The organism is Pseudoalteromonas sp. Ld20 (assembly GCF_045064175.1).
Lineage (GTDB): Bacteria > Pseudomonadota > Gammaproteobacteria > Enterobacterales > Alteromonadaceae > Pseudoalteromonas > Pseudoalteromonas neustonica.
In genome coordinates, this window is record NZ_JBISHB010000029.1 from 1 (window position 1) to 18,928 (window position 18,928).

Sequence of the window (18,928 nt, forward strand, 5' to 3'; positions counted from 1 at the left end):
ATTTGCTTGGTGACAATAGCGTTTTGGACCCACCTGATCCCATGCCGAACTCAGTAGTGAAACGAAACAGCGCCGATGATAGTGTAGCATTTGTTATGTGAAAGTAGGTCATCGCCAGGCTCCAAATAAAGAAAGCCCGACTCATAGAGTCGGGCTTTTTTACGTCTGCAGGATAGTGAAACAGCGAGCAAGGTGCAAGGTGGCGAGTGTCGCTCAGGCGCTCATCTGAAAGCAGTACACCCCCATATATCGGTTGTCGCGATAAATCACGACCTACATCTTACTGAGTGAGCTCAAATAGTGTGTGTGATTTTACAGCTATACATATGATTTATTTTAATATGGAAACGAGTAAATCTATTTCCTCTATTTGAATTTTAATTTTGATTTCACGACTGTTTCAAATTAGTGACAGTTAGTAACTCATCAATTACAGCATATTTAGCATTATTTACTTAATTGCATCGTCAAAACCTGAAATTTTTAGCTGACTTCTATATGCTCTTGCCAAATTATTATTCTAATAGGTGAAGTGCATGAATTCTTCCACTGATGCTGCGCAATTTGAGGCATCGACAACAAGCAAATCTAAATGGAATTTTCATGATACCCAGTGGGTGTTGAGTCTTTTTGGTACTGCCGTGGGTGCTGGTATTTTGTTTCTGCCAATAAATATAGGGATTGGTGGTTTTTGGCCGTTGGTGATTTTAGCTTGCTTAGCTTTTCCTATGACTTTTTTAGCTCATCGAGGTTTAGCGCGTTTTGTATTGTCGTCAAAAAATAAAGATGCGGACTTTACTGATGTTGTTGAAGAGCATTTTGGCGTAAACGCAGGACGTTTAATTTCGTTACTTTATTTTTTATCTATTTTCCCAATTTTACTTATTTATGGTGTAGGTTTAACCAATACGGTTGATAGCTTTATGGTAAATCAGCTCGGGATGGAGTCACCATCTCGAGCATTACTTTCAGGTGTTTTGGTAGCAGGTATGATCAGCCTAATGTTAGGTGGCGAAAAGCTAATGCTACGTGCCTTTGCAATATTGGTATACCCGTTGGTTGGCATATTATTCTTTTTATCTTTGTATTTAATTCCTAGCTGGCAAATGCCAAATATGAGTTTCCCAGAGTTTGGTAGCTTTAGCCAAACATTATGGTTATCAATTCCTATTATAGTGTTCTCTTTTAGCCATGCTGCGGCTATCTCAAGCTTTGCAAATATACAGCGAGGTCACTATGGTAAGGAAGCTACAGCTAAGTCTGAAGCGATTTTGAAGCGTACCAGCTTACTTTTAATCGTGTTTGTACTGCTGTTTGTATTTTCGTGTGTGCTTTCTTTAACATCAGAGCAAATGTTACAAGCTAAAGCACAAAATGTGTCAGTTTTATCTTACCTTGCAAATGTAACTGATAATTCATTTATAGCAACGCTAGGTCCTCTAGTTGCATTTATTGCTATTACATCTTCATTCTTGGGTCATTTTTTAGGAGCACGTGAAAGCTTTAATGGTCTTGTAACAAAGCAAACTAAATTAGACGTTAAAATAGCAGATAAGATTGGTGTTGCAATCATGTTTTTTGCAATTTGGTTTTGTGCAGTTCAAAACCCAAGCATCTTAGATATGATGGATAAGCTTTCAGGGCCAATTATTGCGATGATCTTATTCATCATGCCGATGATTGCCGTGTATAAAGTCCCCGCATTACAAAAATACCGTGGCCGCTTTAGCACCTTATTTGTATTGTTTGTCGGCGTTCTTGCCGTAATGGCATTGCTATATAGCTTTATTAGGTAACTGAAATATAGATCTAAACAGCCCCGCAAGGAAACTTAGCGGGGTTTTTAGTATTTTTAGGAGAGTTGATTTTCGAAGTGGTGGGATTGTTTATCAAATAGATGCAGTACAGAGCTCTTCGTGGCTGAAGCCATCTCCTACATGGGATTTATACTTACGGTTTTACATCTTGTAGGTCAGGCTTTAGCCTGAAAAATGTGACAGGATGAATCCCGACCTACAAAAGAACATGAATATCAAACCTCGGTGCGCTCGGTGGTGAAATTGCCTTTTTAAATAGAATTCAGTGTAGGCTTTTTCGTGGCTGAAGCCATCTCCTACGGGTATATTTGGACTTACGGTTTTATGTCTTGTAGGTCTGGCTTTAGCCTGAAAAATGTGACGGGATAAATCCCGACCTACAAAAGAACATGAATATCAAACCTCGGTGCGCTCGGTGCTGAAATTGCCTTTTTAAATAGAATTCAGTGTAGGCTTTTTCGTGGCTGAAGCCATCTCCTACGGGTATATTTGGACTTACGGTTTTATGTCTTGTAGGTCTGGCTTTAGCCTGACAATGTGACGGGGTAAACCCCGACCTACAAAAACAATCTCTGTGCAGCGCGAAGTGCCTCGGTGGTCTCTGTGGTGAAATTTGTTTTTTTAATAGAGTTCGGTGTAGGATTTTTCGTGGCTAAAGCCATCTCCTACGGGTTGGGTTTTGAGGCGCTTATAACTTACCGCTTAAAGCTCTACAGCTTATAGTTCAGCATGCTGGGTTTTGCTTCGCTCTACCCAGCCTCGGCGTCAAATGTAACGCCGATCAGTTCCTAAACTGACGGCTGATAGCTTACAGCTGAAAGCTTTTATTCTTCCACCGCTGAAACAATAAAATACGGATTCAGGTATTCATCCTTAGTATTGTAAACAAGCGGGCTGCCGTCGAGTTTAGTGACCTTCGCGCCAGCGATTTCAGCAATGGCGTGGCCTGCGCCGGTGTCCCATTCGCAGGTTGGACCTAAGCGAGGGTAAATATCAGCGCGGCCTTCGGCGACTAGACACAGTTTGAGTGAGCTGCCTTTTGAGACCATTTCAATTTCATCAAAGCGTTTTACAAACTCGGCTAAATCAGGTGACGGGTGCGAGCGGCTGCCGACTACGCGAATTAACCCTTTGTTAGGTTTAGTAGTCACCTTAAGCTCTATGCGTTCGTCGCCTTTGTCTTTAAAGGCGCCGATTGCCTCCGCGGCTAGGTACGATACGCCAAGTGCAGGAGCATCGACTACGGCTAAAATTGGTTTGCCGTGTTCAATCAAAGCGATGTTAACGGTAAATTCGCCATTCTTTTTAATGAACTCTTTGGTGCCGTCAATTGGATCTACAAGCCAATAGCGAGTCCAGGTTTGGCGAATATCCCAGCTAATGTCGGCACTTTCCTCACTTAATACAGGAATATCTGGCGTTAAGTGGGCTAGGCCATTGGCAATCACTTTGTGGGCTGCAAGATCGGCGTCGGTAACTGGGCTTTCATCAGCTTTGTATTCAACGTTAAAATCCTTTTCGTAAATCCCCATAATTGCACAACCAGCTTGGCGGGCGAGGATCAATACTTCTTCTAGCAGTTCCGTTTGGTTCATGACTTAACCTTTAATTATTTGCTGTTGTTTAAGATACGCTATCAGCTCTTGCACCGATCGGTCTAGGGTATTTTTACTGGTATCTAGGGTTATTTCAGGTGAATTAGGTATTTGGTAGTCTGAATCTATACCTGTGAAGTGTTTTATTTCACCAGCGCGGGCTTTTTTGTATAAGCCTTTAGGGTCGCGACTTTCACACACGTCTAAAGGCGTGTCTAAAAATACTTCTATAAATTCACCGTCATCAACTAAGTTCCTGACCATATCCCGTTCAGCGCGAAAAGGTGAAATAAATGCGGTGAGTACCAAAATGCCTGCATCAACCATGAGTTTGGCGGTTTCCCCTACGCGACGGATATTCTCAATGCGGTCTTCGTCACTAAAGCCTAAGTCTTTACATAAACCGTGGCGTACGTTGTCACCATCAAGTAGATAAGTATGAATACCTTGTTGATTTAGTGCGCTTTCAAGGGCGTTTGCCACGGTGCTTTTGCCTGAACCTGAAAACCCTGTAAACCATAAAATAGCAGGCTTATGGCTTTTGTGTTCGCTACGTTGTGTTTTGGTAATTGCGTAATTATGCCAAACAATATTCTCATCCATTTGCTATGCCTCTTTTCGTGGTGCGCTGGTTTAAAATGGAAACACCAGCGGGATCAGGGTTAATACCGTTATTGAATAAATAATTGAAAGCGGTAATCCCATTAATACATAATCTTTTAAACGATAGTTACCGGCGCTGTAAACCATTAGGTTAGTTTGATAACCAAATGGTGATATAAAACTGGCTGATGCGCCAAAGGCAACCGCCATAATAAACGGCAGCGGGTCAACATTAAAGCCAATAGCCAATGCATATGCGACAGGGAATGATAATGCAGCTGCGGCGTTATTCGTGATTAGTTCGGTAAATAATACTGTCATCACAAAAATCGCGATAAAAGCGCCGTACGGGCCAAAATCCCCGAGTACATAAAACAGCGCTGACGATATTTCGCCAGCAAGGCCTGTTCCTATCATTAACTTAGCAAGACCAATGGCGCTGCCAACAACTGCGAGTAATTCGATTGGGAAACGACGCTTTACTTCACTGAGTTTTATAGTGCCGGTGAGCATTAAGCCGATTAATAAAACGAGTAAACCTTTTACCAGTGGCACATAGCCAACAATACTTAAACCGAGTACCACCGCAAAGCTGGCTAATACTAAGTTAGATTGTTTAGGTGCTAAATGAGTTTGTAAATCAAGCCCTGAGATATACACAAACTCACGCTTTAAATTAGGTAAGGTATAAAAGTCTTTACCTGGGGCAAGGATCAGTGAATCACCTGCTTGTAGTTTTACTTTACCAAGGCCGCCTTGCAAGCGGTCGTGACCACGGCGAATAGCAATCACTGCGGCATGAAACTGTTCACGAAAACGTACTTCTTTAACCGTTTTGCCTATAAACTTTGATGATTGACTAACGACTACTTCAACAAGGTGTTCTACGTCTTTTTCATGTTTGTCATGGACTACTTTTAGACCGTCAAAGCGAGTTAATAGCGGGACTGATTTTATATCGCCAACAAATAGTAGTACATCGCCTGCTTTAATAACTTGTTGAGGCGTGACGGCGCAAATACGTTTATCGCCGCGGATAATTTCAGCGAGGAATAAGTCTTTTAATTCACGTAGGCCGTTTTCTTCTACGCTTTTACCAATTAGCTTTGAGCCTTCTTCTATTTTACCTTCGAGGTAAAAGGGCACCACTTCTTGGTCATTTTTGCCGTTGTCAGGCAGGTATTTTAGCATTACTAAAATAGTGATAAGGCCAACACTTAATGCGCCTAAGCCGACTAAGGTAAAGTCGAAAAAGCCCAGCGGTGCCATGCCAGCATCAACGGCAAAGCCATTGACGATTAAATTTGTTGAGGTGCCAATTAAGGTGATTGTGCCACCTAAAATAGCGGTATACGACAGCGGGAGTAGCAGCTTTGAAGGTGAATGTGTTGGGCTGTCTTTAATTGCGGTGATAAGCGACGCTACCACGGCGGTATTATTCGTAAATGAGGATAAAAAGGCGGTCGAAAGGCCAAGTTTAGTGACTGAGCTGGTTAAACTTCCTTTTGATAATGACTGGGCAAGCTTTTGTACGAGCGTGGTTTTTTCTACCGCAATCGATACTAACACTAATAACACAAGGGTGATCAGTGATGGGTTAGCGTAGTTAATAAGCATATCTTCAAGTTCAATTAAACCACCAAGATAGGCAATACCAATACCACTGACAAAAAGCCATGCTGGCTTTAGTCGCGTGCCAAAAAGGCACCCGACTAAAGTGAGCATAATGCCTGTTAATACTAGCTGTTGATACATGCTTTATATATCCTTAACAGGCGAAGTTGATTATTTAAGCTTTGAGATATCAAGCGCTTGCCAATGTGGGAAGTGCTTGCGTACTAAAGTGTTAAACTCAACTTCAAAATCACTAAAGTTACCGCTCTGTTCTTGGCTAGTTAGAACTTGCTCAACCATGCCCGCTGCAACTGTTAGGTTAGATAGGCGATCAATTAAGATAAATGCACCGGTTTCGTGATTGTTGTGATAAGTATCAGCCAAAATAGTTTCGGTCAATTCTAAGGTTACAATCGCGATTTCGTTAAGCTGTAAGCTATCCGCGCTGCCGTGTTCAAGCGTGTTCACATCAATGGTGTGATCAATCTTTTTCACGATGGCTGAGGTGTTTTTACTGCCCAACTTAAAGTTATAGCTTTTACCTAAAACCAGGGGGGCTTCATGCATCCATACCAATTTCGCTTGTACTTGGTTAGTCACTGTAGCGGTTGACTCAGCTGGGACGATAACATCGCCACGGCTAATATCAATTTCGGTGTTAAGCGTTATAGTAATTGCTTGGCCTGCTTGTGCGGTATCTAAGTTACCGTCAAACGTTACTAGTTCTTTAATGCTTGATGTTTTACCCGATGGCAAAACTTTTATAGCATCTCCAACGCTTAACTTGCCCGAGGTTAATGTACCTTGGAAACCACGGAAGTTAAGGTTAGGACGTACTACATATTGGACAGGAAAACGCGCTTCAAAGCCTGTATCTGTTTCAGCTGCTGGTGAGTCTTCTAGCAGCTCTAGCAACGGCTTATCGGTGTAATACGGTGTATGTGCTGAACGAGTTACTACGTTGTCACCTTTAAGTGCTGACATAGGCACAAACTTAATGTTTGATACGTTAAGTTGCTCAGCAAAGTGCAAGTACTCGGCTTTAATACGCTCATAAACGGTTTCGTCAAAATCAACGATATCCATTTTATTCACGGCAACCACAAACTGTTTAATGCCCAGTGAATCACAAATGAAGCTATGACGTTTAGTTTGTACTTGTACACCGTAACGCGCATCAACAAGAATAATGGCTACATCACTAGTTGACGCACCCGTTACCATGTTACGTGTGTATTGCTCGTGTCCTGGGGTATCAGCAATGATGAATTTGCGCTTTGCTGTTGAAAAATAACGGTAAGCAACATCTATGGTGATACCTTGCTCACGTTCAGCTTGTAGACCATCAACTAAAAGAGCTAAATCAAGCTCTTCGCCTGCGTTACCTACTTTTTCGTTATCTTTATGAAGGGCGGCTAGCTGATCTTCATAAATTTGGTGGCTATCATGCAGTAGGCGGCCAATCAGGGTTGATTTGCCGTCATCTACGCTACCACAGGTCAGCATACGTAATAGGCTTTTATCTTGCTGGCGAGCAAGGTAGGCATCGATGCCTATTTCTTTTACTTCATTAATTGTGTCGTTATTTTGATTAGACATTAGAAATAGCCCTCACGTTTTTTCTTCTCCATTGAACCTGCTGAATCATGGTCAATTACACGACCTTCACGCTCTGATGAAGTCGATAACAGCATTTCTTCGATAATTTCGGTTAAAGTACTGGCCGTAGATTCCACGGCACCTGTAAGTGGGTAACAACCTAAAGTACGAAAACGTACAGATTTCATCATCGGTACTTCGCCATCAGCAAGCGGCATACGTTCATCGTCAACCATAATCAGCGTACCGTCACGGTCAACAACTGGACGCTCTTTTGCTAGGTACAATGGCACCATATCAATGTTTTCTTGGTAGATGTATTGCCAAATATCAAGTTCGGTCCAATTAGACAGCGGGAATACACGAATGCTTTCGCCCGGGTTTACCTGGCTGTTATAGGTATTCCAAAGCTCTGGACGCTGGTTTTTAGGATCCCATCTATGGTGTTTATCACGAAACGAGTAAACACGCTCTTTTGCGCGAGATTTTTCTTCATCGCGGCGGGCACCACCAAAAGCAGCATCAAAACCATACTTATCAAGTGCTTGCTTTAAGCCTTGAGTTTTCATTATGTCAGTGTGCTTACCTGAGCCATGTGTAAATGGCCCAACGCCCATTGCCAGGCCTTCAGGGTTTTTATGGACGATTAAGTCAAAGCCATACTCTTTTGACAAACGGTCACGAAACTCAATCATCTCTTTAAACTTCCAGTCGGTATCAACGTGCAGAAGTGGAAACGGAATTTTACCTGGGTAAAACGCTTTACGAGCAAGGTGCAATAGCACGGAAGAGTCTTTACCGATAGAGTAAAGCATTACTGGGTTTTCAAACTCAGCAGCCACTTCGCGCATGATTTTTATACTTTCAGCTTCTAATTGCTGAAGGTGAGTTAAAGCCATTGTTAGTCGTCCTACTAAAATGATTAAAAGTTAAAATATTTAAATAATTTGAAGCTTATGCAACATCTGTTAGCGGTTGAGCAAAGCTGCTGGTTTGCGCTTTTGTGCCAAACCAATGAAGTTGCTCATGTAATGATGCAACTTCACCAATAATTAATAATGCCGGTGAAATAATGCTATGGCGTTCGATTAAATCGGCGAGTTCACCCAACTTCCCGGTAACTACACGTTGATTTTTGCGTGTGCCGTTTTCAATAATAGCCACGGGAGTATCTGCGCCGCGGCCATGTTTTAATAACTGAGCTTGAATATGTGGGGACTTAATGACACCCATATAAATTGCTAATGTTTGATGTGGTTTAGCAAGCGATTGCCAATCTAATTCTTGGCCATCTTTTTTACAGTGACCAGTTACAAACTGAATTGATTGCGCGTGATCTCGGTGCGTTAGCGGGATCCCCGCATAGGCACTACAACCAGCCGCTGCAGTAATACCTGGAACAATTTGATAGTTCACTTGGTTTGCGGCTAATACTTGTACTTCTTCGCCACCACGACCATAAATGAATGGGTCGCCACCTTTAATTCGACACACTTTTTTACCTTGCTTAGCAAGGTCAACAAGCAGTTGATTCGTGTCTTCTTGGGCAACACTATGATCGCCTAAACGTTTACCTACGCAGATTAAATCTGCATCACGACGTACAAGCTCCATTATTTCATCAGACACTAGGTAGTCATAAACGACCACATCAGCTTGTTGCATTAATTGTAGTGCTTTCAATGTTAGCAACTCAGGATCGCCTGGACCTGCACCTATGACATATACTTCGCCTTCAGGTGCTAGTTTTATATTAAGTAACTGCTCAAGTTGGGAAGCAGCTGCTGCTGTATCACCACTTTGTACTTTACTTACAACCGATGAATCAAATACGCCCTCCCAAAATTGACGGCGATCAGCAAAACTTGTAAAACGTTGTTTTACTTTGTCACGAAAACTACCAACCAAAGTTGCTAATGGGCCTATATGCTGTGGAATTAGCGTTTCGAGTTTTTCACGTAAGCGACGTGCTAAGACTGGCGCTGTGCCAGCGCTTGAAATGGCAATAGTGATCGGATCACGATCAACAATTGAAGGAAAAATAAAGGTACACTTAGGTTGATCATCCACCACGTTAACAAATACATTTCGTGCATTAGCCAACTCGAAAACATCATTATTGACAGCATCTTTATCTGTTGCTGCAATTACGAGCATTTTGCCATCAAGGTGCGATTCATCAAAATAAGCATCAATTAGCGTGACTTCGTTATTATGCGCATGTTCTTTTAACTCATCACAAAACCAAGGTGCTACTAAGGTTACATTTGCGCGTGCTTTTAAAAACGCGCGACATTTGCGTAATGCGACCTCTCCACCACCAACGACCAGTACAGGCTTGTTGTCTAGCTTGGTAAAGATAGGTAAATATTGCATCGTGTAACCCCTTGGAAAAATAACAGCATATAAATGCGTCTTCAGAAGCGCAGAATATAGCGCCCCAAGCTAAGTAAAAAATAATTAAAACCCAGTTTATATAACTAAATGTTATATAGGGTGGGCTTGTTTGGCTTAAGGCTTAGTTAACAAGGGATTGAGCGCAGTTGCAATGTTTATCACTCAGTTTGAATAGCTTATAGTGTTTGGTTATGAGCTATAGCGAGAATGCTAAATTTTGATACTATGCGTATTCCAAAAAGCGGTATATGAATATTTAGGCGCAATTTATGACAACTAAATTAGTAGATGCGGCATTAGCCGTGCAATTAATGGATTTAACGAGTTTAAATAGTAATGATAGCACGGCGGCAATACAGGCCTTGGTGGCTAGTATTAAGCCCAACCTAGGTATTCCGGCTGCAGTGTGTGTTTATAGTGAGTTTGTTGATGACGCCAAGCTTGCTTTAGCTGAGCGCGAGCTTAGTTATGTAAAAGTCGCCACAGTAACTAACTTTCCCTCAGGCAACAGTGAGCTAAGTGAAGTAATTAATGAAACATTAATCGCAATAGAGCGTGGCGCAGATGAAATTGATTTGGTGTTACCGTATCAAGCTTTAATCGCGGGGGACGAAGCCACAGCGCTAGAATATGTGCGTGCCAGTAAAGAGTGTTGTCCTGAACACGTACAATTAAAAGTAATTATAGAATCCGGCGAACTAAAAACAGCGCAGTTGATAACACTGGCGACAGAAATAGCAATTGCCGGTGGTGCTGACTTTGTTAAAACCAGCACCGGCAAAGTTGCAGTTAACGCTACGCTTGAAGCGGCTGAAATTATTTTACGGACGATTAAAATGTCAGGAAAGGCAGTCGGCTTTAAAGCCGCTGGAGGCGTTAAAACTGTTGTTGATGCAAGTAACTATTTGCAACTAGGTTTAAATATCATGGGGAAGGAGTATGTAAACACCTCAACATTTAGATTTGGTGCATCAGGACTGTTAATAGATGTGTATGACATCTTGAAAAGTAAAGCCTAATAGATATAACTTACCGCTTTGGTAGGCTCAGTTTCGCCATTTTACAATCAAGAGGTTAATTAACCGCTAAGATTTTATAATATGAGTATCTTTTACACTTGTGTTAATGAATTGCGTAAGTATAATAGGCATCCACTTTGCAGGGGCGTAGTTCCAATTGGTAGAACAGCGGTCTCCAAAACCGATGGTTGGGAGTTCGAGTCTCTCCGCCCCTGCCATTTCATCCTTTTTGAGGGTGAAGTCTGAGATTAAAAATCGGTTTAAATAAGTCTGTTTTTAAGTTTAGATTTTAATGGATTAGCCTTTCCTTTGTGTAAGGTTGTTGTGTCTGTAGTTAAGGTAATAATATTATGAGCACGAATGTAGAAACACCATCGAGTGCGATGGATTCAGTAAAGTGGCTTGTGGCAATTGCGCTACTTGCAGGCGCAGTAGTTGGTAATCACATGTACGCAGATGCATCTGCTCTATACCGTGCAATTGGTGTAGTGTTTGCGGTTGCGGCAGGTTTAGGTATTGCTTCACTCACTGGTAAAGGGCAAGCATTTCTTGCTTTTGCCAAAGAAGCACGTATCGAAGTACGTAAAGTAGTATGGCCAACGCGTCAAGAAACTACCCATACGACATTTATTGTAATGGTTGCAACTGTGATTATGGCACTTATCCTTTGGGGATTAGATGGTGTATTATTCCGCGCAGTAGGCTTTTTAACTGGATTGGAGATCTGATCCCATGTCGGATGAGAAGAAAGAGATTAAACTACGTTGGTACGTAGTACAGGCTTTCTCAGGTTACGAGAAGCGTGTAGCACAAACTATTTTAGAGCATATTAAAATCGAAGGTCTTGAAGAGAGCTTTGGTGAAGTATTAGTACCAACTGAAGAAGTTGTTGAGATGCGCGCAGGTCAAAAGCGCAAGTCTGAGCGTAAATTCTTCCCAGGTTATGTGCTTATACAAATGGATATGAATGACGCAAGCTGGCACTTAGTAAATAGTACAGCACGCGTAATGGGCTTTATTGGTGGTACGTCTGATCGTCCAGCACCAATTAGCACGAAAGAAGCAGATCGTATTCTTAACCGTCTACAAGAAAATGCAGAAGCACCTAAACCTGCTACATTATTTGAACCAGGTGAAGTGGTACGCGTTGTTGATGGCCCGTTTGCTGACTTTAGTGGTGTAGTAGAAGCAGTTGACTATGAAAAGAGCCGCGTAAAAGTATCGGTACTTATCTTTGGTCGTTCTACGCCAGTTGACCTTGAATTTGGTCAAGTTGAGCAAGATAAATAATAAAATTAGATAGTTTATGCTAAGTAATTTATTACTCAGCATAAGACTTGATAAAGGCCGCTGATTAACTTATAATCAGCGGCCTTTTTGTATTCAATGATAGAGTTTCTTGATTTGATTATAAAAAGTGAGAAACCAATTTTTAAACTGGGAAGCCGCTAGAGTACGCGTCCTCGCGCGCACAAGGCTAAGACCCACCTAATGAGGTATTTATAATGGCTAAAAAAGTTGAAGCTCTAATCAAGCTACAAGTTGCTGCTGGTATGGCTAATCCTAGTCCTCCAGTAGGTCCAGCACTAGGTCAACACGGTGTAAACATCATGGAATTCTGTAAAGCGTTTAACGCACGTACAGAATCTATCGAAAAAGGCGCTCCAGTTCCTGTAGTGATCTCTGTTTACGGCGACCGTTCATTTACGTTCGACATGAAAACGCCACCGGCTGCTTACTTACTTAAGAAAGCTGCAGGTATCAAATCTGGTTCAGGCCGTCCTAACACTGAAAAAGTAGGCACAGTAACTCGTGCTCAACTTGAAGAAATCGTTGAGACAAAGAAACCTGACCTTACAGCTTCTGATTTAGAAGCTGCGGTTCGCACTATCGCAGGTTCTGCGCGTGCGATGGGCTTGAACGTAGAGGACTAAGAAATGGCTAAATTAACTAAACGTATGCGTACTATCCGCGAAAAAGTGGAAGTAACTAAAGATTACGAAATCAACGAAGCTGTTGCTCTTTTACAAGAGTTAGCGACTGCTAAATTCGTAGAAAGTGTTGACGTTGCCGTTAACCTTGGTATTGATGCTCGTAAATCTGATCAAAACGTTCGTGGCGCAACTGTACTACCTAACGGTACTGGTCGTGATGTTCGTGTTGCTGTATTCACACAAGGCGCTAACGCAGAAGCTGCGAAAGAAGCCGGTGCTGAATTAGTGGGCATGGAAGATCTTGCTGAACTAGTTAAGAAAGGCGAGATGAACTTTGACGTTGTAGTTGCATCACCAGACGCTATGCGTGTTGTTGGTCAACTAGGTCAAATCTTAGGCCCACGTGGTCTAATGCCAAACCCTAAAACTGGTACTGTAACACCTAACGTTGCAGAAGCAGTTAAAAATGCTAAAGCTGGTCAAGTGCGTTACCGCAATGACAAAAATGGTATCATCCATACTACTATTGGTAAGGTTGATTTCACAGTTGAGCAACTTCAACAAAACCTTGAGTCGCTAATTGTTGCGCTTAAGAAGGCTAAGCCTTCACAAGCAAAAGGTGTTTACATTAAGAAAGTAACCATCTCTACAACAATGGGCGCAGGTGTTTCTGTTGACCAAAGCACTTTAACAACAACTGTTGTTTAATTGAGTGTTTACATGGCGTGAAATTTGTACTATAATTTTGCGCCATTTTGCTGATTAATTCGTTTGTTAGCAAAGTAAAGAATTCGGGTTGAAGTCCATAATTTCGGTGAGCCTTCGGGTAAAGCGATAAATTGGGCTTCCGTCCAAGACCGTAGGTGGCTTCGGCCTTAATATTCACCTACGTAGACGGTGTGAATCCCCAGATAGATTTTTCCTAATCCTTCTGGCTCTCGCCGTAAAAAGCATCTCTATCTTGTTTGATAGGGAAGAGTAGAACAGGGAAACCGAGTGTCGGTGACCCCATTAAACCAGGAGTAACACCCATGGCTTTAAATCTTCAAGGCAAAAAAGCAATTGTTGCTGAAGTCAACGAAGCAGCCAATGGTGCTCTATCTGCAGTTGTTGCAGATTCTCGTGGTGTAACAGTAGGTGCAATTACTGCCCTTCGTAAAGAAGCTCGTGAAGCGGGTGTTTGGATGAAAGTTGTCCGTAACACTTTAGCAAAACGTGCTCTTGAAGGAACAGATTTTGAGTGCCTTTCTGATTCATTCGTTGGTCCAAGCTTAATCGCTTTCTCATCAGAGCACCCTGGTGCTGCTGCGCGTATCTTTTCAGATTTCGCGAAAAAGAATGAGAAATTTGAGCTTAAAACGGCCGCTTTTGAAGGAAATGTTGTTGATGCAGCAATGCTTGCGACATTACCTACATACGATGAAGCTGTTGCACGCTTAATGAGCGCTATGAAAGAAGCGTCTGCTGGCAAATTGTGTAAAACAATTGAAGCAGTACGTGTACAGAAAGAAGAGCAAGCTGCTTAATTTTAAGCTGTTTAATCACTTTCGGTGTAAAATTTTTTTGGACTTAAAGTCCGTTAATTATTAGGAAATTTGTAATGTCTGTAACTAAAGACCAAATCCTTGACGCAATTGCTGAAATGTCAGTAATGGACGTTGTTGCTCTTATCGAAGCAATGGAAGAAAAATTCGGCGTAACTGCTGCAGCTGCAATGGTAGCTGGTCCAGCTGCTGAAGCTGCTGAAGAGAAAACTGAATTTGACGTAATCCTTACTGGCGCTGGCGCTAATAAAGTTGCGGCAATCAAAGCTGTACGTAGCGCAACTGGCCTAGGCCTTAAAGAAGCGAAAGCGCTTGTTGAAGCTGCTCCAACTCCAGTTAAAGAAGCTATCTCTAAGGAAGAAGCAGAAGCACTTGCTAAAGACCTTACAGAAGCTGGTGCTGAAGTTGAGGTTAAGTAATTTAGCTTTTGCTAAGTTCGCTGCCTGAGAAATCAGGCAAGGGCTGGTGATTATTTAATCACCGGCCTTTTTGCGCTATAGAGCGATGTATTCCTATAGCTCAAATAAAATCTAATTTTTTCTTTACTTTCAACGCTTTATAGTTTGCTAGTGTTAAAGTGAGAGTCTATTAGAACAACAATTAAATGTTGTACAATCTTGGCTTAGATGCCAGTTAAGTCTGTTCTTACAAGAACAGGTCGGGTCAAAGATCAGCAAGCTGAGGAACCCCATGGCTTACTCTTATTCTGAAAAGAAACGTATCCGTAAGGATTTTGGTAAACGTCCACAAGTTTTGGATATACCTTTCTTACTGTCAACACAGTTAGAATCGTTTAAAAAATTCTTAGTGCCGGACGCTGATGGCGATCATGGTTTGGAAGCTGCCTTCCGTTCTGTGTTTCCAATCAAAAGCTACTCGGGAAATTCTGAGCTTCAATACGTAAGTTATCGTATTGGTGAGCCAGTTTTCGATGTAAAAGAATGTCAAATTCGCGGTGTGACTTATTCTGCTCCACTTCGCGTAAAATTGCGTCTTGTGGTGATGGATAAAGAAGCGCCAGGCACAGTTAAAGACATTAAAGAGCAAGAAGTTTACATGGGCGAAATTCCGCTCATGACCGATACCGGTACTTTTGTAATCAATGGTACAGAGCGTGTTATCGTTTCTCAGCTACACCGTAGCCCTGGTGTATTCTTTGATAACGACCGCGGTAAAACTCACTCATCGGGTAAAGTGCTTTATAACGCACGTGTTATCCCTTACCGTGGTTCATGGTTAGACTTTGAGTTTGATGCAAAAGATAACTTATATGTACGTATTGACCGTCGTCGTAAATTACCGGCGTCTATCATCCTACGTGCACTTGAGTACTCGAGTGAAGAAATCTTAGATATCTTCTTCGATACCACTGCGTTTGAAGTAACTGACGGTAAAGTTCTAATGGAACTTGTACCTTCACGTTTACGTGGTGAAACCGCTGCCTTTGACATAAAAAGCGAAGATGGTGAAGTGTTCGTTGAATCTGGCCGTCGTGTAACTGCGCGCCATATCAAGAGCATCGAGAAAAAAGGCATTAGCCAACTAGAAGTGCCACATGAGTACATCATTGGTCGTGTAATTGCGCGAAACTACGTTGATGAGTCAACGGGTGAAGTTATCGCAAATGCGAATGATGAATTAACTCTAGAGCTTATGGCTGAGTTGGTTAAAGCAGGTCACACTAAAATTGATACTCTATATATCAATGAAGTTGACAGCGGTGCATATATTTCTAACACGTTACGCATTGATTCAAGCAGTAGCCGCTTAGAAGCACTAGTAGAAATTTATCGCATGATGCGCCCAGGCGAGCCACCGACGAAAGACGCGGCTGAAGCCTTATTTGAGAACTTATTCTTCTCAGAAGAACGTTATGACTTATCAACAGTAGGTCGTATGAAGTTCAATAGCCGTGTTGGTTATGATACAGACACAGGCCCTGGTACATTAAGCAAAGAAGACATCGTGTCTGTTATGAAGGTGCTAATAGCTATTCGTAATGGTCAAGGCGATGTTGATGATATCGATCACTTAGGCAACCGTCGTATTCGTAGTGTTGGCGAAATGGCTGAGAATCAATTCCGTGTAGGTCTAGTACGTGTAGAACGTGCTGTACGTGAGCGTTTAAGCTTAGGTGACCTTGACGCGATCATGCCACAAGATCTTATTAACGCTAAGCCTATTTCGGCAGCGGTAAAAGAGTTCTTTGGTTCGTCTCAGTTATCACAGTTCATGGACCAAAATAACCCGCTATCAGAAGTAACGCATAAGCGTCGTATTTCTGCATTAGGTCCGGGTGGTTTGACTCGTGAGCGCGCAGGCTTTGAAGTACGTGACGTTCACGTAACTCACTATGGTCGCGTATGTCCAATCGAGACTCCTGAGGGTCCAAACATCGGTCTAATTAACTCACTATCTACGTACGCACGTACGAATGATTATGGTTTCTTAGAAACACCATACCGCAAAGTGGTAGACGGTGTTGTAACTGATGAAGTTGATTACCTATCAGCCATTGAAGAAGGTCAGTTTGTTATCGCACAGGCGAACTCAAACTTAACTGAAACCAATGAGTTTGTAGATGAACTAATTCCATGTCGTCACAAAGGTGAATCAACCTTTATGGGTCGTATGGATCAGCAATATATGGATGTATCACCACAACAGGTGATCTCTGTAGCGGCCGCACTTATCCCGTTCTTAGAACATGATGATGCTAACCGTGCATTGATGGGTTCAAACATGCAACGTCAAGCAGTACCAACATTGAAAGCGGATAAGCCGTTAGTAGGTACTGGTATTGAGTTAACACTAGCGAAAGATTCTGGTGTAACGATCGTTGCTAAACGTGGTGGTGAAGTAATGTATGCTGACGCAAGTCGCATCGTTGTTAATGTACATGAAGAAGAACGCATCCCTGGTGAAGCGGGTATCGACATCTACAACTTAACCAAATACACACGTTCAAACCAAAATACATGTATTAACCAAAAACCGACTTGTATGGTTGGTGAACCGGTTACTCGTGGTGATGTGTTAGCAGATGGTCCTTCGACTGACTTAGGCGACTTAGCCCTTGGTCAAAACCTTCGCGTGGCATTCATGCCATGGAACGGTTATAACTTCGAGGATTCAATCCTACTATCAGAGCGCGTAGTTGAAGAAGATCGTCTAACGACTATCCATATTCAAGAACTACAGTGTATCGCCCGTGATACTAAGTTAGGTCCAGAAGAGATCACAGCAGATATCCCGAATGTGGGTGAGTCTGCACTAGGCAAGCTTGATGAATCAGGCGTTGTTTATATCGGTGCTGAAGTTAAAGGCGGCGATATCCTAGTAGGTAAAGTGACTCCGAAAGGCGAAACGCAATTAACGCCTGAAGAGAAGCTTCTACGAGCTATCTTTGGTGAGAAAGCGTCTGACGTTAAAGACAGCTCATTACGTGTACCAAACTCTGTAACAGGTACTGTAATTGACGTGCAAGTTTTCACCCGTGATGGTGTTGAAAAAGACAAGCGCGCGCTAGAAGTTGAAGAAATGCAACTTCGTGATGCGAAAAAAGACTTTAATGAAGAATTCCGTATTCTTGAAGCAGGCGTGTTAGATCGTGCTCGTAAGTTACTTATTGCAGCCGGTCAAGACGAAGACAGATTAGCGTCACTTAATGCTGAAAAACTACTTACTCAAAGCCTTGCTGAAGAAGACAAGCAAGCTGAACTTGAGCAATTAGCAGCCCAGTACGATGAGCTTAAAGCTGAATACGATAAGAAGTTTGAAAACAAACGTCGTAAAATTACCCAAGGTGATGACTTAGCACCAGGCGTACTTAAGATTGTTAAAGTATACCTTGCTGTTAGACGTCGTATCCAACCGGGTGACAAAATGGCGGGTCGTCATGGTAACAAAGGTGTTATCTCGACTATCGTACCAGTAGAAGATATGCCATACGATGACAAAGGTCGTACGGTAGATATCGTATTGAATCCACTAGGTGTACCATCGCGAATGAACATCGGTCAGATCCTTGAAACACATATGGGTCTAGCTGCGCGTGGTATTGGTGAGCGCATTGAAGAAATGATGAAAGAACAACGTGAGCTTCATGAGCTACGTGACTTCATCAAGCAAGCTTACGAAATTGGTGAATCTCGCCAAGTTGTAGACATTGCTAGCTTCTCTGATGACGAAATTCGTCGTCTAGCTGTAAACTTAAAAGGTGGTTTACCGATTGCAACTCCTGCATTTGATGGCGCGAAAGAAAGCGAAATCAAAGACATGTTAGAGCTAGGTGGATACCCACGAAGTGGTCAGGTTACACTTTATGATGGCCGTACTGGCGATCAGTTTGAACGTCAAGTAACCGTTGGTTACATGTACATGCTGAAACTGAATCACTTAGTTGATGATAAGATGCATGCACGTTCTACTGGTTCTTACAGCCTTGTTACTCAGCAGCCGCTGGGTGGTAAAGCACAGTTCGGTGGCCAGCGTTTCGGTGAGATGGAAGTATGGGCACTTGAAGCTTACGGTGCTGCTTACACTCTACAAGAAATGCTAACAGTGAAATCGGATGACGTGAACGGTCGTACTAAGATGTATAAAAACATCGTTGATGGTAACCATAAAATGGAACCAGGTATGCCAGAATCGTTCAACGTATTGTTGAAAGAAATCCGCTCACTGGGTATCAACATCGAGTTGGAAGAAAATTAAGCCAATTAGATGCTGTAGCTAACGCTGCAGCATCTGTTACGGCCGAATAGAATGTAGGGACGAAATCATCCGTCCTCAAGATTAACTCCG

At 42.3% G+C, this 18,928-nt stretch carries 15 protein-coding genes, 1 tRNA gene and 1 rRNA gene; 11 read left to right on the forward strand and 6 right to left on the reverse strand.

Annotated elements, in window-relative coordinates; all coding sequences use genetic code 11:
• Positions 1 to 5: 5 nt before the first annotated feature.
• Both rrf and ACJJVX_RS05435 read left to right on the forward strand, forming a co-directional pair.
• Positions 6 to 120 (forward strand): 5S ribosomal RNA (gene rrf / locus ACJJVX_RS05430).
• Positions 121 to 536: 416 nt separating this feature from the next.
• Entirely contained in the window at positions 537 to 1,796 is a 1,260-nt protein-coding gene (locus ACJJVX_RS05435; RefSeq protein WP_405630551.1) for an aromatic amino acid transport family protein, read from the forward strand.
• An 845-nt stretch (positions 1,797 to 2,641) separates the two neighbouring features.
• Here ACJJVX_RS05435 and cysQ read toward each other — a convergent pair.
• The 6 genes from cysQ to cysG are packed head-to-tail and all read right to left on the reverse strand — an operon-like array spanning position 2,642 to position 9,604.
• Entirely contained in the window at positions 2,642 to 3,412 is a 771-nt protein-coding gene (gene cysQ / locus ACJJVX_RS05440) for a 3'(2'),5'-bisphosphate nucleotidase CysQ (RefSeq protein WP_405630553.1), read from the reverse strand.
• A gap of 3 nt (positions 3,413 to 3,415) precedes the next feature.
• Positions 3,416 to 4,015, reverse strand: a complete 600-nt coding sequence (gene cysC, locus ACJJVX_RS05445) for an adenylyl-sulfate kinase (protein WP_054206858.1) — start codon at positions 4,013 to 4,015, stop codon at positions 3,416 to 3,418.
• A gap of 30 nt (positions 4,016 to 4,045) precedes the next feature.
• Positions 4,046 to 5,770, reverse strand: a complete 1,725-nt coding sequence (locus ACJJVX_RS05450; protein WP_054206859.1) for an SLC13 family permease — start codon at positions 5,768 to 5,770, stop codon at positions 4,046 to 4,048.
• A gap of 30 nt (positions 5,771 to 5,800) precedes the next feature.
• A complete protein-coding gene (cysN, locus tag ACJJVX_RS05455; protein WP_054206860.1) occupies positions 5,801 to 7,228 on the reverse strand; it encodes a sulfate adenylyltransferase subunit CysN in 1,428 nt (475 codons plus the stop codon).
• Positions 7,228 to 8,127, reverse strand: coding sequence for a sulfate adenylyltransferase subunit CysD (gene cysD / locus ACJJVX_RS05460; RefSeq protein ID WP_054206861.1), 900 nt, complete (start codon positions 8,125 to 8,127; stop codon positions 7,228 to 7,230). The genes cysN and cysD overlap by 1 nt, the downstream gene beginning before the upstream one ends.
• A gap of 55 nt (positions 8,128 to 8,182) precedes the next feature.
• Positions 8,183 to 9,604, reverse strand: coding sequence for a siroheme synthase CysG (gene cysG, locus ACJJVX_RS05465; protein ID WP_054206862.1), 1,422 nt, complete (start codon positions 9,602 to 9,604; stop codon positions 8,183 to 8,185).
• 290 nt (positions 9,605 to 9,894) lie between these two features.
• On the opposite strand from cysG, the gene deoC reads away from it, so the two are divergent.
• The 9 genes from deoC to rpoB all read left to right on the forward strand — a co-directional run bounded on the left by deoC (position 9,895) and on the right by rpoB (position 18,838).
• Positions 9,895 to 10,644, forward strand: coding sequence for a deoxyribose-phosphate aldolase (gene deoC / locus ACJJVX_RS05470; protein ID WP_405630558.1), 750 nt, complete (start codon positions 9,895 to 9,897; stop codon positions 10,642 to 10,644).
• A 141-nt stretch (positions 10,645 to 10,785) separates the two neighbouring features.
• Positions 10,786 to 10,862: transfer RNA gene (locus tag ACJJVX_RS05475), tRNA-Trp, on the forward strand.
• A gap of 132 nt (positions 10,863 to 10,994) precedes the next feature.
• The gene (gene secE, locus ACJJVX_RS05480; protein WP_054206864.1) at positions 10,995 to 11,372 is read left to right on the forward strand and encodes a preprotein translocase subunit SecE; all 378 of its coding nucleotides are present in this window, start codon (positions 10,995 to 10,997) and stop codon (positions 11,370 to 11,372) included.
• Between the two features lie 4 nt (positions 11,373 to 11,376).
• Complete coding sequence (gene nusG, locus ACJJVX_RS05485; protein WP_054206865.1) at positions 11,377 to 11,934, forward strand: transcription termination/antitermination protein NusG; 558 nt, start codon at positions 11,377 to 11,379, stop codon at positions 11,932 to 11,934.
• Positions 11,935 to 12,149: 215 nt separating this feature from the next.
• Positions 12,150 to 12,578 (forward strand): 50S ribosomal protein L11, encoded by a 429-nt coding sequence (gene rplK / locus ACJJVX_RS05490; protein WP_008108462.1) that lies wholly within the window; start codon positions 12,150 to 12,152, stop codon positions 12,576 to 12,578.
• A gap of 3 nt (positions 12,579 to 12,581) precedes the next feature.
• A complete protein-coding gene (gene rplA, locus ACJJVX_RS05495) occupies positions 12,582 to 13,286 on the forward strand; it encodes a 50S ribosomal protein L1 (protein WP_054206866.1) in 705 nt (234 codons plus the stop codon).
• Positions 13,287 to 13,609: 323 nt separating this feature from the next.
• Complete coding sequence (gene rplJ, locus ACJJVX_RS05500) at positions 13,610 to 14,104, forward strand: 50S ribosomal protein L10 (protein ID WP_054206867.1); 495 nt, start codon at positions 13,610 to 13,612, stop codon at positions 14,102 to 14,104.
• A 74-nt stretch (positions 14,105 to 14,178) separates the two neighbouring features.
• The gene (gene rplL / locus ACJJVX_RS05505) at positions 14,179 to 14,541 is read left to right on the forward strand and encodes a 50S ribosomal protein L7/L12 (RefSeq protein WP_054206868.1); all 363 of its coding nucleotides are present in this window, start codon (positions 14,179 to 14,181) and stop codon (positions 14,539 to 14,541) included.
• 271 nt (positions 14,542 to 14,812) lie between these two features.
• Positions 14,813 to 18,838, forward strand: coding sequence for a DNA-directed RNA polymerase subunit beta (gene rpoB / locus ACJJVX_RS05510; protein ID WP_054206869.1), 4,026 nt, complete (start codon positions 14,813 to 14,815; stop codon positions 18,836 to 18,838).
• Positions 18,839 to 18,928: the final 90 nt, after the last annotated feature.